The 14929-nt window shown below is 70.1% G+C and carries 10 protein-coding genes; 2 read left to right on the forward strand and 8 right to left on the reverse strand.

All coding sequences use genetic code 11. From position 1 onward, the window contains the following. The first annotated feature begins 133 nt into the window (after positions 1–133). Positions 134–1189, forward strand: a complete 1056-nt coding sequence (locus ACFWBY_RS16875) for a signaling protein (RefSeq protein WP_385332326.1) — start codon at positions 134–136, stop codon at positions 1187–1189. A 34-nt stretch (positions 1190–1223) separates the two neighbouring features. Here ACFWBY_RS16875 and ACFWBY_RS16880 read toward each other — a convergent pair whose 3' ends face one another. The 6 genes from ACFWBY_RS16880 to ACFWBY_RS16905 form a co-directional block, all read right to left on the reverse strand. Beyond that, complete coding sequence (locus tag ACFWBY_RS16880; protein ID WP_385332328.1) at positions 1224–2855, reverse strand: glycosyltransferase family 2 protein; 1632 nt, start codon at positions 2853–2855, stop codon at positions 1224–1226. 41 nt (positions 2856–2896) lie between these two features. Continuing rightward, positions 2897–3718: a hypothetical protein gene (locus tag ACFWBY_RS16885; protein WP_385332330.1), complete on the reverse strand. Its 822-nt coding sequence runs from the start codon at positions 3716–3718 to the stop codon at positions 2897–2899. Beyond that, entirely contained in the window at positions 3715–4530 is an 816-nt protein-coding gene (locus ACFWBY_RS16890; RefSeq protein ID WP_385332332.1) for a rhamnogalacturonan acetylesterase, read from the reverse strand. Before ACFWBY_RS16890 ends, ACFWBY_RS16885 begins: the two co-directional genes overlap by 4 nt. Positions 4531–4544: 14 nt before the next feature. Further along, positions 4545–6029: an SDR family NAD(P)-dependent oxidoreductase gene (locus ACFWBY_RS16895; RefSeq protein ID WP_385332335.1), complete on the reverse strand. Its 1485-nt coding sequence runs from the start codon at positions 6027–6029 to the stop codon at positions 4545–4547. An 83-nt stretch (positions 6030–6112) separates the two neighbouring features. Further along, complete coding sequence (locus tag ACFWBY_RS16900) at positions 6113–8233, reverse strand: hypothetical protein (RefSeq protein ID WP_385332337.1); 2121 nt, start codon at positions 8231–8233, stop codon at positions 6113–6115. A gap of 213 nt (positions 8234–8446) precedes the next feature. Beyond that, positions 8447–10009: a hypothetical protein gene (locus ACFWBY_RS16905; RefSeq protein WP_385332339.1), complete on the reverse strand. Its 1563-nt coding sequence runs from the start codon at positions 10007–10009 to the stop codon at positions 8447–8449. A gap of 241 nt (positions 10010–10250) precedes the next feature. Between ACFWBY_RS16905 and ACFWBY_RS16910 the strand changes: the two genes are divergently transcribed. Next, on the forward strand, positions 10251–11324 hold the full coding sequence (locus ACFWBY_RS16910; protein WP_385332342.1) for an LCP family protein: 1074 nt from the start codon (positions 10251–10253) through the stop codon (positions 11322–11324). Between the two features lie 65 nt (positions 11325–11389). Here the strand turns inward: ACFWBY_RS16910 and ACFWBY_RS16915 are convergent, their stop codons facing one another. Both ACFWBY_RS16915 and dxs read right to left on the reverse strand, forming a co-directional pair. Further along, positions 11390–12874: an amino acid permease gene (locus ACFWBY_RS16915; protein WP_385332468.1), complete on the reverse strand. Its 1485-nt coding sequence runs from the start codon at positions 12872–12874 to the stop codon at positions 11390–11392. A gap of 131 nt (positions 12875–13005) precedes the next feature. After that, entirely contained in the window at positions 13006–14922 is a 1917-nt protein-coding gene (gene dxs, locus ACFWBY_RS16920; RefSeq protein WP_385332347.1) for a 1-deoxy-D-xylulose-5-phosphate synthase, read from the reverse strand. Positions 14923–14929: the final 7 nt, after the last annotated feature.

The following is a 14929-nucleotide window of genomic DNA, read 5'->3' on the forward strand; positions in this document are numbered from 1 at the left end:
CCCGGCGCATCCGACTGCCCGTCCGTGGAACCTCCACGGACGGGCAGTCGTTCTTTCGTGAAAGAATGTGCACCGAAGAGTGTTCGTCTTGTGTACGGCCTCGCGGTGAGAAGAACAAGGCGGGAAGCGTTCGGTGGCTCAGTTCAACATCTCGCGCCGGACCATGCTCCTCGGCGGCGGAGCCACCGGTGTCGCCCTGACCGGGGCCCTGCTCACCGGGCGGCTGTCCGGAGCCGCCCGCGACCGGGACCTCCCCGAGCCTCCTTCCTCCCCCGTCGTCGGCGTGTTCGACACGAGCGCCGACCAGCAACTGCTCGCGCCCACCCCGCTGATGAACACCACCGTGGTGCAGTCCTTCGCCTTCGACGACACCCGCGGCGACCTGTACGCGGTACAGATCGTCCAGGGCGGACTGTGGCTGGACGACGAGCCGGACCGGCTGACGAGCGCCGAGCGCTCCCTCAACGGAGACCTGTGCGTCACCCGGGTCCCCGTGAGCGGCAACGGCAAGACGGAGTACATGTACCTGCGCGGCTTCGGGCACGGCGTGTCGATCGGGATCGAACCGAGCCGGTCCGGTGTGTGGCTGTGGACCGAGTCGGACGCCGACCCCAAGACGGGCTACGGCCGCGCCGTGGCCCGGGTGCCGTTCAAGGCGGGCAGCACCCTCGACAGCGACGACCCCTCCGTCCGTCACCACCGCCCCGTCCCCGGGTCCGTCGCGAACCAGCCCGTCCTCGACCTGGTGGGCGACCGGGTCATGGTGTCGTACTGGACCACGGACAAGCCCGCCCAGCAGTGGTACTCCGTGTACCGCAGGGACGAGTTCCTGGCCGGGCGCTACCAGGAGCTGCACGCGGTACGGCAGGTGGGCCGCAAGACCTCGGAGACCTTCCAGGGCTGCACCCTCTTCGGCGACCACGTCTACCAGCTCGCCGGTACCGCCTACACCGGCGCGGACGGCCGCAACCCGCCCTCCTCCAAGGGCAACGCGCGGCTGAGCGCGATCGACCTGAGGACCGGGGAGCCGTCCGGACGGGCGCGGGTGTACGCCGCGAGCGGCCTTCCGCACCGGGAACCCGAGGGCCTCGCCGTCCAGGTGACCGACCAGCCCCGCCTGTGCGCGGGCTTCGCCGTCGGCGACTCCGGGGACCGGACCCTCACGGTGCACGCGTTCATCCAGGCGTGACCCCGCACGCCCCGACGGTCACACGGTCCGGCCCCTACCGGCCGTCGCCGGCCGGCAGCGGGCGGCGGGAGGAGACCTCGATGGTCAGGTTGCCGGCCTTCGTCGCGTACAGGTGCGCCACCGTCTCCAGGCCGGTCGCGTCGAGCGGACCGACGACGACGCCCTGGCGCGTCTGGTCCAGGACGGCCGCGGCGCGCACGCCGCCGAACCGGACCTCCTTGCCCACGCCCTGGTAGCAGACGTAGAGGTACATGTCCCACAGGCCGGGGGTGATGGGGTGGTAGCCGTCGGCCCCGGAGAGGTCGAGGCGGGCTTCGAAGCCCGCTCCCCCGCGCTCCATCTTGGTGGCGGCGTTCAGCTTCGGCGAGGGGGTGCTGTACACCCGGAAGCGGTGCTCGGCCCCGGTCCCGCGCTCGCGCAGGACCACCTTGACGCCCGGTGCCCGGGTGGGGAGCTGCTCGATGTAGCCGTGGCCCCCGAGGTTGAGCGTGGTGCCGGACCAGCTCAGCCTGTTGAGCCGGTGCTTGGCCCGCAGGGTGTGGGTCACTTCGAAGAACTCGTCGGGCAGGCCGACCTCGGGGTCCCGGAAGAAGGGGAACCGGCGGAAGACCCGGCCCCCCTCGATGAGGAGCTCGGCCTTCTCCCGGTCGAGTTCGAAGGCGATCAGCCGCTCGGCCTCGGCGAACCGGCCCTGCCGGATCAGCTCCAGGCGGACCGAGAGCGGGCGGGGCAGCTTCAGGAACACCGCGGGGGTGGCGTACACCTCCAGCAGGTCACGGCATTCGGACATCACGCGCCAGCGCAACTCGGGGTCTTCGCAAGCGCGGTAGGCGGCCCCGGTGGCCTTGGCGAGTTCCACCTCGAAGTGGCGCGCCATCAGGTGGTCGCGGGCGGGGCCCGGCTGGACGCGTTCGGCGACCACGGCGATCATCTGCCGGGTGAGTGCCATCCGCTCGGTCAGCGAGCCCGCGTACCGGGACGTGTTGACCCCGGCGACGCGCTTGGCCTGCTTGACGCAGACCGTGTCGGCGACGACGGCGATCCGGTCCGCGTAGAGGTAGGCCAGCGCGGTGAAGACCTGGTCCTCGCCGAGGCGCCAGTCGGCGGGGAAGCGCAGGAAACAGCGGTCGGCCAGGGTGCGGCGGAACAGCTTGTCGGCGCTCAGCGACCAGTACACCCGGGAGGTGTAGACGTCGGCGTCCGCGGAGTCGCGGACGAACATGGAGGATCCGACCTTCTGCCCGTCGAGCCCCTCCACCTTGCCGAGCACGACGTCCGCGTCGTTCTCGTCGGCGCTGCGCACCATCTGCCGGAGGGCGCCCGGCGCGAGCTGGTCGGTGCCGCTGAGGAAGAAGAGGTGGCGGCCGGTGGACTGCTCGATGCCGAAGTTGCGGCCCTCGGCGGGGGAATCGGCCGGTGCCAGTGCGGCGAACCGGACCAGCGCCGGGTGCTGGGCGGCCCATTGCCGCAGGGTCTCCCGCGTGCCGTCCTCGGATCCGCGGTCGAAGGCGAGCACCTCGACGCGCAGTCCGTCCTCGCACTGGGCCAGCACCGAGTCGAGGCAGGCACCGACCTGGTTCACGCAGTTCAGCGCGTCGACGATGACACTGACGTCGGGCTGTTCCTTGGGGTAGAGGGAGGGGGCGGCGTTCACGGCACTGGTCACCAGACTTCGTTGCGTACGGGGGTGGTACGAGGGCCCGGCGGTCAGCCGGCGAGCGAAGCCGCGGGCCAGGGCAGCGGTCCGCGGACCTTCGGCTGGGTCCACGGCTGGTGACCCGTCGTGCCGACGCCGTTGAACCCGGGCGGGGTCAGCAGGCCGGGAGTGGCGGAGAGGTCACCGATGTAGACGACGACCCGGCCTTCCGCCTGCTCCCCCGAGGGCGACCGCACGGTGTACAGGAAGTGGTCGTAGCCCATCGCCCCGGGCGCGGCCTGGAAGGCGAGCGCTCCTTCGGCGGTGACGCTCACCATGCCCGCGGACGGCTGGCTGTGCCCGATCAGGACGATGCCCTGCGGCAGTCCGTGGCGGACCTCGATCAGCGCGGGGGCGTGCGCGTGCTGCGGGGGGATGTTCAGGGTGCGGCCCGGTGCGAACAGGCCCCGGATCCGGACTCCCTCGTGGGCGAGCGGGTCGGCGCGCAGCAGCTTGCGGGGGTCCTGGCCGGGAATCGCGGCGCCGATCTCGGGCCGCAGCGCGGGCGCGGTGGTCCCGGGGCGGACGCGCAGGGTCAGCACGGCGGTCTCCGCGGCGCCGGCCTGGGCGCGTACCCGGTACCAGCGCTGCGCGGGCGAGTACTCGGCTCCCGAGACGGCGAGTACGTCCGCGGCCTCGGCTATGGAGTCCTCGGCGAGGTAGCCGTAGGCGTGCCGGGCGGCGGGGCCGGCCTGCACGGTCAGCGCGAGGCTGACGGTCTGGCCGGGCGCCACGGAGGTGCGCGGATGCGCCTCGCTGTGCAGCGTGGCACGTGCCGCGTTGTCCGGGACGCCGGGTTCCTGGATCCGGACCACGGTCAGCAGGTACGTCATCTCTCCACTCCGATCCGCGCCGCCTCGGGTACCGGTGCCACCCGCTCCTTGGTCAGGCGGTTGGCCGTTTCGGCGTCCAGCCAGCCGATCTCCTCGGTGGTGAACTCCTGCCGGTCGAGTCCCCGCACCCAGTGGCCGGGGACCAGGCCCTGGTCGCGCAGCGCCCGGGCGACGAACCGGGCGCACTCGACCGCTCCGTCGGCCCGCATGTGGGTGTCGTCGTGGCCCTTGAGGTTGGCGACCGGGTTCTCGTGGGGCTTGAGGTAGGCGAACAGTTCGCGGGTGACGTCCCGGCCCAGGTCGTCCCACCACTCCAGGCTCTGGTCGTAGAGGTCGATGAGCGCGGTGGACGTCTCCTCCGCGACCTCTCGCATGGCCATGGGGTAGGTGGTGAGGAAGCGGAGCAGATTGTTGCTGTTGTCGTACTTCCGTCGCTCGTGGGTGAGTACGAGGATCGGATGGGCCTGCGCCCGACGGGCCAGGTTCACCATCTGGCGCAGGTACTCCTGGTACTCCTCGAAGGGCTCGGTGTGCAGGCCCTTCTCCGGCTCCCAGTCCACGGCGCCGAAGCAGATCAGGACGTAGTCGCCCGGGCTGACCCTGTCGAGGATCCACTGGTAGCGGCCGCGTTCGTAGAAGCTCTTCGAACTGGCCCGGGCCCGCGCGCAGTTGACTATCTCCAGGTCCGGTGTGAGGAACAGACCCAGCGTCTGTCCCCAGCCCGCCATCGGAAGGAAGTCCACCGAGCGCGTCACGACGGTGGAGTCACCGGTCACGAACATCCGCCTGCGCGGGGCCTCATGCCCGTACATCGCCGTCATCGCGCTCAGATCTCGTCGTCGGACTTCGCGAACGCGTCCGCGAGGTCGCCCTCCGGGACCACCACCGTCTTGAAGGGGTCCAGCCGGCGGACGTCGATGACGTGACCGGTGAACTGCGAGATGAGGACGTCGACGGAGGTGCGGGCGACGGACTCGGAGGTCAGCAGCGAGTCCGCGGGCTCCTGGCCGAACGCCTTGGTGCGCATCGGGGTGCGGGTCCGCTCGGGGTTGACGCAGTTGACGCGGATGCCGTCGACGGCCCACTCGTCGGCCAGTGCCTGGGTCAGGTTGACCGTGGCGGCCTTGGCGGAGGAGTAGAGGCTGTAGCCGGCCCGGCCGCGGGTGTAGCTGCTGGAGGTGTACAGGAGCAGCTGGCCGCCGGTCTTGGCGAGGTACTGGTGGCTGGCGCGCGCGATGTGGACCGGCGCGAGGTAGTTGACGAGCGTCGCCGTCTCGATGGTCTCGTGGTCGGTCTCGGCGAGCTTGCCGGTGCGCAGCACGCCCGCGGTGTTGACGACGTAGTCGATCCGCCCGGCGCTGTCGTAGGCCTCGGCCAGGGCCTTCTCCACGTGGGCGGGGTCTTCGACGTACGTGCCGGTGCCGGAGCGGCTGAAGCGGAAGACGGTGGCGCCGTAGGACTCGGCGAAGTCGGCGACGTCGGCGCCTATGCCGTAGCTGGCGCCGAAGACGACAAGGCTCTTGCCGGCCAGGGCGGCGCGGTAGGTCTCGTCGTCACCGTGCGCGGGGGCCGCCTGGTGGGCGAGCTGGAAGAACTTGTCGGCGATGAAGATGTCGACCGGGTGGGTCACCTTCATGTTGTGCTCCTCGCCCTCGACCACGTGGATCGGTACGTCGGGGAGGTAGCGCAGGACGACGGAGCAGTCGTCGGTGGCTTCGAAGTTCGGGTCGGCGGCGGCCACGGAGTAGGCGCGGCGGATGGTCGACAGCAGGAAGCCCTGGGGCGTCTGGCCGCGGCGCAGCCGGGAGCGGTCCGGGATCTCGGTGATGAACTCGCCGTCGTCGCCGTGGGTGCGGGTGACGATGATGGTGTCGGCGGACGGGATGGCCACGTCCACGGCCTCGTACCTGTCCAGGGCCACCACGCAGTCGTCGATGACGCGCTGGGAGAGCAGCGGGCGGACCGCGTCGTGGAAGAGGAGCTTGGGGTCCGGGTCGCCCTCGGCGAGGGTGGCGGTGATGGCGTCGATGGCCCGGCAGGTCGTCTCGTTGCGCGTGGAACCGCCCGCGATGACCCCGGTCACCTTGTCGAGGCCCGCCGCCGCGACGATGCGCTCGACCTCCTCGACGTGGTCGGGGTGCATGACGACGAGGATCTCGTCGACCGAGCCGTTGTCCTGGAAGATCGTGAGCGTGTGCTCGAGGATCGTCCGGCCGGCGATCTTGACGAGCTGCTTGGGGATGGCGAGACCGACCCTTTGACCGGTACCGCCGGCGAGAACCACGGCGATGGTACGGGCGTTGCGGGACAAGTCGACTCCTCGAGGATTGAACGCGGGGCTTGCGGGCTGCCGGTGCGGCCGGCGGGAGCCGGGCGGCGGCGGGGAGCGTGGGCTCAGAAGTACTGCTGCATGGACTGCGGCTGCTGTCTGATCACTCGGATCGGCATGGTTTCGTCGTGCCTCACGGTGCGGCCCCGGGTGAACGGGTTCGCCAGGATCGGCTCCGCGATCTCCCCGGACGGGAATTCCGTGATGCCCTGCGCGAAGAGCGCGTTGACCGCGTCGTTGAAGCGGACCATCGAGTCCCCGTCGCCGAGCAGGTAGCGCTTGAGGATGGCGCGGTGGTCGGCGAGCCGGTCCCCGCCCGCCATGTCCGCGGCGTCCACGCACTGGAGCAGTTCGTCGCAGGCCGGGCCGAGGATGTACGCCGCCGAAGCCGCCGGGTTGAGCTGCTTGAAGAGCTCGGGGTCCATGCCGGAGGGGTTGGAGACCGCGTACGGCTTCTCGCTCTGCACGAAGTCCGAGACGACGCTGGAGATGTCGCTGATCATCAGGTCGGACTCGTTGTAGCAGCTGTACAGGGAGGGCAGCTGGCCGGTGACGACCTGGTGCCGGTCGCCTCCGCGGGAACGCCAGAAGGTGTCGTGCCACTCGCTCTGCAGGGCGTCCCAGCCCTCCTTCGGCGGCTTGGCGAGGGCGGCACGGTCCTTGTCCCAGACGCCGTACACACCGACGACGGTCCAGGCCTTGAGCTTGCCCATGCGGGCTTCGAGCTCGGAGAGCTTCTTGTCCCCCCGGGCCAGGGACTTGCCCGCGTTGGTGCCGGCGAGCTTGTCGCGGCGGGCGTTGTCGGCCTCGAGCATCTCGACGATCTTGCGGTGGGCGCGCGTGGCCTCGGCGGAGCGCTTGCCCGTCAGCGGGTGCGGCTTGTAGATGATCCGGACCGGATCGGTCTGGTTCAGCAGCATCCGGATGATCTTCACGCCCATCAGGACGAGAGAGGTGTGGTAGGGGTCGGCCGTCCAGCCTTCCCAGGTGGGCGCGTACATGATGGTGGTCATGTGCTCCGGCGGGCGGGGCCCGACGGTCTCGACCGCGTGGAGCTGTGGGCGGCCCACGCGCACGACGGCCGAGGAGGGGATGGTGCCGCGCAGTCGCTGGTAGCGGTCCTCGCCGGCCTCGCCGGCGGTCCATATCTCGTCGTAGACCTTGCTGACGCGGTTGGAGCTGGCGAGCTTGTCGCTGTCGCCGTGTCCGATGAAGACGTGCTTGGCCTCCGCGATGCGCAGCATGTGCACGTTCTTGCCGGCGTTGGCGGGGTAGAGGATCACCCGCGCGTCGGGAAGTTCGAGCAGGCTGAGGTCGTCGGCCTTGGGTATGCAGACCACCGGCAGCGGGGTGTAGGCGAGGAAGCGCAGCGTCGTGACCTCGCGGAGCACGATGAGCGGGCGGCGGCCGAGGCGCGCGAGGGTGTCCAGCCACATGTTGACCTGGTACGCGGAGTCGCGCGCGCCGGCCGCGTAGCTGAAGTAGAGGACCACCTCGGGCTGGTACTTGGCGACCTGCTCGTTGAGGATCTTGAAGGTACGCTCGTGGCTCGGGACCTTGCGGCACGCGCTGACGGTCGGCAGCAGCATGAGCATGCCGACCACCGCGATGGTGACGGAGAGGGCGACGCCGAGGACGCTGAAACCGACGATGTCCGTGTACTCGGTGACGAGCGCGCCGACGATGACTCCGGTGTCCAGGTACAGCAGCTTGCGTTCGTAGCTCTTGAACGCGCGCTCCGGCGGCGGTTCGGGCATGTTGAGCTTGCTCAGGTCGAGGTTGCGCACACGGACCGGCAGCGCGCGGCGGCGCTTGATGAACATGCAGAGGAACGTGTAGGCGAGGCGCAGCGCGTGCACCGCGACGAAACCGAGGAAGACGACGATGAATTCCTCGCCGCCGACGCCGGTTATGCCGCGCAGTACGACCAGGACGGCCAGTTCGCGCACCATGACGCGAATGCTGAGGCCCCACTTGAGCTTGCCGAGGAACTTGATGAGGTCCGGCTCGTGCTTGTGGAGGTAGATGTCCGAAAAGTAACTGCCTGCGAGCGCTGCGGTGAAAACCCAGAACATACCGAGCACGGCCGCGACGAGCATGCCCAGATAGCTGCCCAGCAGCAGGAGGAGAACGAGAACGTTCCGGTCCTTGCTGATCTCCGCATGGCGAATCAGCGCGGCAATCACGCTTCGACCTCTTCCCTCTGAGGCTGAGGCCGCATCAACCAACGGGTCCGGACGTCGCGATGACGTCCGGAAGGCTTCCCCGTGACGACATCAAGCCTTCACCCGACCTTTACCTGGAGTGGCGATCGTACCCCTCAATCAGGTAACAGGTAAGTAACGCATAAAACGCCGAGCAGTTCTAAGCGCCGTGCGGAGTCCGCCCGTCCGCCTCCGCTACCTGCATAGATCAAGCCAGGGCTCGAATTCCAGCCCGGGGCCGTCGGCCACCTGGCGGGCCACCGCGAGGCGGGCGCCGGACCCGATTGTGAGGACGATCACCGTGCCGTCGTGCTTCCGAACGGCCACGGGAGGCATCAGGGTCCGCTGGGCGGTGGAAATCCACCAAACGCCGCTGTCGGGGCGTCCGTCCACATACGCCCCGATCGCGCACTTGCCCTGCTCGTCCTCGACGGCCAGCACCGTGCAGCTCCAGCCGTCGATGTGGACGCCCGCCGCACCGTGCACCATGCCGCGCGCCGCCGGGCCGTTCAGGCTCAGCGGCCCGTACGCGCCGAGCGGCCACTGGCACAGCTCGCCGTTCTCGGCGTACCGGTACCTGAGCGCCCCGCTCTCGGGCGCCGCGGCGAGACTCCCCGCGAGGGCGTGGACGTTCGGGCTGAAATCCACCGCCCACTTCGCGTCCGGGCCGCGGTACCAGCGGACGAGGCCCGGCTTGTCCTCGTGGCGTGCGTAGAGCTCGACCTTGCCGTCCGGATTCCGCAGCGCGACCATCTCGTCGGCGACCCTGGCGCCCCTGAGCAGGCCCCAGCTCGACCAGACCCCGTCACGCCTCCTGCGGCAGGTGTTCACGTGGTGCCCGTCGTTGCGGACGAAGACGTGCAGCGTCCCGTCGGCGTCGTAGGCGGCGACGGGCACGCCGATGAAACGCCCGCGCAGCGGCTCGGCGCGGTGCGGGTTCATGTGGTGGTACCAGGGGCCCGGCGGCCGGCCCGACTGGTACTGGGTCACGTGTCCGACGTCGATGTTCCACTCGCCCCCGGCGGGCCCCGTCCGGCGCAGGGCCATCAGCTCCACGTAGCCGTCGGGATCCTGCAGGACCGTCAGGGCGGGCAGCATGCCGGGGGCCTCCAGCAGCTGGGGCCCCGCCCAGTTCCCGTCCGCGCCCTCGGTCCACCGTGCGACCGCCCCCGGCACCGGCAGATAGGCGGAGACCCTGCCGTCGGTGCCGCACACCGCCCAGGCCGCGGGCGCCGGGTACCGCGAGCGCGAGGCCGGGGCCGGCCACGCCCCGTGGTCCAGGATCCGGCAGTCGGTGAAGACGGGGCGCCCGGTCTCGGCCTGGTACTCCTCGACCGCGTCGAGCACCGCCATCGCCAGGGCGCTCTCCCGCTCCCCCTCGGCGCCCTCCTCCCGCAGGGCCAGCGGGTCGCAGGTCAGTACCCGGTCCGGCGCCGCGGCGCGCAGTTCCCGCGCCAGCGCCCGGACCGGATCGTCGGCGGGCAGGACCCGCGGGGCGCCTTCCACGGAGCGGCCGCGGCCGGCGGCCTCCTCCGCGGCGAGGTTGAACTCGGCCCGCTCCTGAGCGGTACCCGCCTCCAGGCAGAGCACGGTGACCGGCCCGGAACCGGACTCCTCGCGCAGGAACACGGCGGCCGTGCCCGGCCCGGGGGTGACGATGAGGATCCGGCTGCTGTCCGCCGTCGCCGCGAGCGGCCCCGTGGGCTGCGGCTCGGTGCCGCGGCGGTCACCTCTTCGACGACCGGCCGAGTACCCCATGGATCCCGCTCCTTTTCCTTGCCCGCCGCGTGTTTCCGCACGTGGTCGGCGCCCACGATAAGGGCACTCCCGTTCGACGTGCACGTTTGCCTATAGTGGCCCCGGTAACGCGCCGCGCGGGCGACTCCAGAACCCGGCTCGAGGTCCGCCGCACACGCACATCCGGCCGCTCGCGCCTCCCCACATGCTGGCGCTCGCATCCTACGACCGCCTACCACCGGGATCAGAGGACTTCTACGGCATGACTCAGGCAACCGACGCACCGCCGCGCTCCCGCAAGGCCCCGCGCAGAAGCAGCCGTAAGAAGCGGGTGTTCCGCGTCGTCTCACTCGTTCTGCTCGCCCTGCTCCTCATAGCCGGCGGCGCCGGCTGGTGGGCGTACAGCCACCTCAACGGCAACATCGACAGCGTCGACCTGGACCAGGCGATCGGTGTCGACAACCGGCCGGCGAAGGTCGTCGCCGGTGCGCAGAACATCCTCGTACTGGGCTCCGACTCGCGCGCCGGGGCCAACGGTGAACTCGATCACGGCGACGTCAGCGGCGCCCGCTCGGACACCGCGATGCTCGTGCACGTACCCGAGGGCCGCAAGAAGGCCACCGCGGTGAGCATCCCGCGCGACACCCTCGTCACCCGGCCGGAGTGCAAGGACGGCGACGGCAAGACCGTCAAGACGGCGAACCGCGTCATGTTCAACTCCGTCTACTCCATCGCCGGCCCCGCCTGTGTCGTCAAGACCGTCGAGCAGATGTCGGGCATCCGTGTCGACCACTTCGTCGAGGTGGACTTCGCCGGCTTCAAGGGCCTGGTGGACGCGCTCGGCGGAGTGAGCGTCACCCTCGAGAAGCCGATCAACGGCGGGTCGGGCGGCCTGAAGCTGGACGCGGGGACGCACCGCCTGGACGGCACCGACTCCCTGAAGTTCGTCCGCACCCGCCACGGCTACGGCGACGGCAGCGACCTCGGGCGCATAGGCCTGCAGCAGAAGTTCATGATGGCGATGCTGTCCGAGATCAAGCGGCAGGACACCTTCGGCAACCCGACGCGGCTCTACAAGCTCGCCGACGCCGGCACGAAGTCGCTGACCACCGACTCCGAACTCGGCTCCCTCAAGGGCCTGTCGGACTTCGCCCAGAGCATGAAGGGCGTGGATCCCGACACCATGGAGACGATCATGATGCCGGTCGCCTACGACAAGGTGGACATCAACCGCGTCGTCGCGGCGGAGCCGCAGGCCGGCCAGCTGTGGGAAGCCCTGCGCAACGACAAGACGATCCCCGCCTCGGCGAAGAAGTCCCCCGCCACGGGCGGCTGACGGGCCCCGCGCGCACGAAGCCGGCTGTACGGGTGACCCGTACGGCCGGCTTCCGGCTTTCACACCTAGTACTTCGCGTCCGCGCCGGCCTTGCCGAGGCGGCTGTTGCGGCGTCCGTACGCGAAGTAGACGACGATGCCGATCGCCATCCAGATCCCGAAGCGGATCCAGGTCTCGGCCGGCAGGTTGAGCATGAGCCAGAGCGAGGCCAGGATCGACAGGATCGGAATCAGCGGCACCCACGGGGTGCGGAAGGCCCGGTGCAGGTCGGGGCGGGTCCGGCGCAGGATGATCACGCCGAGGGCGACGAGCACGAAGGCGAACAGGGTGCCGATGTTCACCAGCTCCGCGAGCTTCTCGAGGCTGGTGAAGCCCGCGAGGACGGCGATGACCACACCGAGCAGGATGGTCGCCCGGTAGGGGGTGCGGTACTTGGGGTGGGTGACCGAGAAGAAGCGCGGCAGCAGTCCGTCACGGCTCATCGCGAAGAACACCCGGGTCTGGCCGAGGAGCAGGATCATGCTCACGGTGATCAGGCCGACGGCCGCCCCGAGGCTGATGGCACCGGCGAAGAAGGGCTGGTCCACCGATTTGAAGGCTTCGGCGAGCGGGGCGCTCGCCGACATCTTCGTGTAGTGCTGCATGCCCGTGACCACCAGCGTCACCGCGACGTAGAGCAGCGTGCAGATCACCAGGGAGCCGAGAATGCCGCGCGGCATGTCCCGCTGCGGGTTCTTGGTCTCCTCGGCCGCGGTGGCCACGACGTCGAAGCCGATGAAGGCGAAGAAGATGAGCGAGGCAGCGGTGAAGATGCCCATGACGCCGAAGTTGGTGGGCGCGTATCCGAAGAGCAGCTGGATCAGTGGCGCGTGCAGACCGTTGCCCGCCTCCTGTGGCTGGGCCGGGGGGATGAACGGCGAGTAGTTGTCGGCCTTGATGAAGAACAGGCCCGCGATGATGACCAGCAGCACCACGGCGACCTTGATGGCGACCACGATCGCGGTGATCCGCGCCGAGAGTTTCGTCCCGACGACCAAAATCGCGGTCAGCGCCAGGATCAGCAGGAAGGCCAGCAGGTCGAAGGTCCCTCCCGCGTCGGGCCCGGACAGCGCGACGGGCAGGTCCCAGCCGAGGTTGGTGTGCATGAGGTGGCGCACGTACCCGGACCAGCCGACCGCCACGACGGCGGTGCCGAGCGCGAATTCGAGCACCAGGTCCCATCCGATGATCCAGGCGGGCAGCTCACCGATCGAGGCGTACGAGAACGTGTACGCCGAGCCGGCCACCGGCACGGTGGACGCGAACTCGGCGTAACAGAGCGCCGCGAGGGCGCAGACGACGCCCGCTGCCACGAAGGCGAGGGCGGTGGCGGGTCCGGCGTTGTTCCGGGCCGCGATGCCCGTGAGGACGAAGATGCCGGTGCCGATGATGACACCCACACCGAAAACCGTCAGGTCCTTGGCGGAGAGCGACTTGCGGAGCGCGTGTTCCGGCTCCTCCGTGTCGCGGATGGACTGCTCCACCGACTTGGTGCGGAAGGGGCTGTGCATATCCCTACTCACCGACGCACCTCCGAAACAGGTGTGCACGCACGCGAACGGGCCGGGAGGCCCACTCCTCAAGAGTGATCTCCCGGCCCGTGCCGTGCAACCGCGCGGCGATCTAGTGCGCGGTACCCGTCCTAGTCGACGGCGGCCGCCGGCTCGCTGTCGTAGCGCCTGTCCAGCTTGGCCACCAGGCCGGTGACCTGCCGCGCGATGTCCGGGGCGGTCAGACCGATCTCGGCCATGACCTCCTTGCGCGTGGCGTGGTCCAGGAAGCGCTGCGGAATGCCGAAGTCGCGCAGCGGTACGTCGACGCCCGCGTCCCGCAGGGCCTGCGCGATGGCGGAGCCCACGCCGCCGGCGCGGCTGTTGTCCTCGACGGTGACGACCACGCGGTGGCGGTCCGCGAGCGGCGCCAGGGCCTCGTCCACCGGCTTGACCCAGCGGGGGTCGACCACGGTCGTCGAGATGCCCTGCCGGTCGAGGAGGTCGGCGATCTCCAGGCACATCGGGGCGAGCGCGCCGACCGATACGAGCAGTACGTCCGGCCGGGTGACCTCGTCGCCCGGACGGCGCAGCACGTCCATGCCGCCGACCTTGCCGACGGCCGGAACGGCCGGGCCGACGACGCCCTTGGAGAAGCGCACCACGGTCGGCGCGTCCTTCACCAGGACGGCCTCGTTCAGCTGGGCCCGCAGCTGCTCCGCGTCGCGCGGGGCGGCCAGGCGCAGTCCGGGGACGACCTGGAGGATGGACATGTCCCACATGCCGTTGTGGGAGGCTCCGTCGGTGCCGGTGACACCGGCCCGGTCCAGGACGAAGGTGACTCCGCACTTGTGCAGGGCCACGTCCATCAGGACCTGGTCGAACGCGCGGTTGAGGAAGGTGGCGTACACCGCGAAGACCGGGTGGGCTCCGCCGGTCGCCAGGCCCGCCGCCGAGGTGGCGCCGTGCTGCTCGGCGATGCCGACGTCGAAGATCCGGTCCGGGTAGGCGTCGGCGAACTTCTTCAGGCCGACGGGCTGGAGCATGGCCGCGGTGATGGCGACGATGTCCTTGCGCTCCTTGCCGAGCTTGACCATCTCGTCGGCGAAGACCGAAGTCCAGCTGGCGGCGTCGGTGCTGACGGGGAGCCCGGTGTCGGGGTGGATGACGCCGACCGCGTGGAAGCGGTCCGCCTCGTCCTGGACGGCCGGCTCGTAGCCGCGGCCCTTCTGGGTGAGGCAGTGGACGATGACCGGTCCGCTGAAACGCTTGGCGCGCTGCAGGGCGGACTCCAGGGCCTCGATGTCGTGGCCGTCGATGGGCCCGATGTACTTCAGGCCCAGGTCCTCGAACATGCCCTGCGGGGCGATGAAGTCCTTGAGGCCCTTCTTGGCGCCGTGCAGGGTCTCGTAGAGCGGCTTCCCGACGACCGGGGTGCGTTCCAGCAGGTCCTTGCCGCGGGCCAGGAAGCGCTCGTAGCCGTCCGTGGTGCGCAGGGTGGCCAGGTGGTTGGCGAGGCCGCCGATGGTGGGGCCGTAGGAGCGCTCGTTGTCGTTGACGACGATGACGAGCGGGCGGTCCTTGGCGGCGGCGATGTTGTTCAGCGCCTCCCAGGCCATGCCGCCGGTCAGGGCTCCGTCACCGATGACCGCGGCGACGTGGTGGTCCTCGCGGCCGAGCACCTCGTTGGCCTTGGCGATGCCGTCGGCCCAGCCCAGCACGGTGGAGGCGTGCGAGTTCTCGATCACGTCGTGGGCGGACTCGGCGCGCGAGGGGTAGCCCGACAGGCCGCCCTTGGAGCGCAGGCTCCCGAAGTCCTGGCGGCCGGTGAGCAGCTTGTGGACGTAGGCCTGGTGGCCGGTGTCGAAGAGGACCTTGTCCTTGGGCGAGTCGAAGACCCGGTGAAGGGCGATCGTCAGCTCGACCACACCGAGGTTGGGGCCGAGGTGCCCGCCGGTCTTGGAGACGGCGTCGACGAGGAAGGACCTGATCTCGGCGGCGAGCTGTTCGAGCTCCTCCTGGCTGAGCCGGTCCAGATCGCGCGGTCCCTTGATGCGGGTCAGCAGCACCCGTGCC

This window comes from Streptomyces sp. NPDC060049 (assembly GCF_042736715.1).
GTDB lineage: Bacteria > Actinomycetota > Actinomycetes > Streptomycetales > Streptomycetaceae > Streptomyces.

What these genes read in the sequence shown, in the direction of transcription:
- ACFWBY_RS16885 (WP_385332330.1), bottom strand. Translation starts at nt 3,718, where the DNA reads ATGACGTACCTGCTGACCGTGGTCCGGATCCAGGAACCCGGCGTCCCG.
- ACFWBY_RS16890 (WP_385332332.1), bottom strand. Translation starts at nt 4,530, where the DNA reads ATGTACGGGCATGAGGCCCCGCGCAGGCGGATGTTCGTGACCGGTGAC.
- ACFWBY_RS16905 (WP_385332339.1), bottom strand. Translation starts at nt 10,009, where the DNA reads ATGGGGTACTCGGCCGGTCGTCGAAGAGGTGACCGCCGCGGCACCGAG.
- ACFWBY_RS16910 (WP_385332342.1), top strand. Translation starts at nt 10,251, where the DNA reads ATGACTCAGGCAACCGACGCACCGCCGCGCTCCCGCAAGGCCCCGCGC.
- ACFWBY_RS16915 (WP_385332468.1), bottom strand. Translation starts at nt 12,874, where the DNA reads ATGCACAGCCCCTTCCGCACCAAGTCGGTGGAGCAGTCCATCCGCGAC.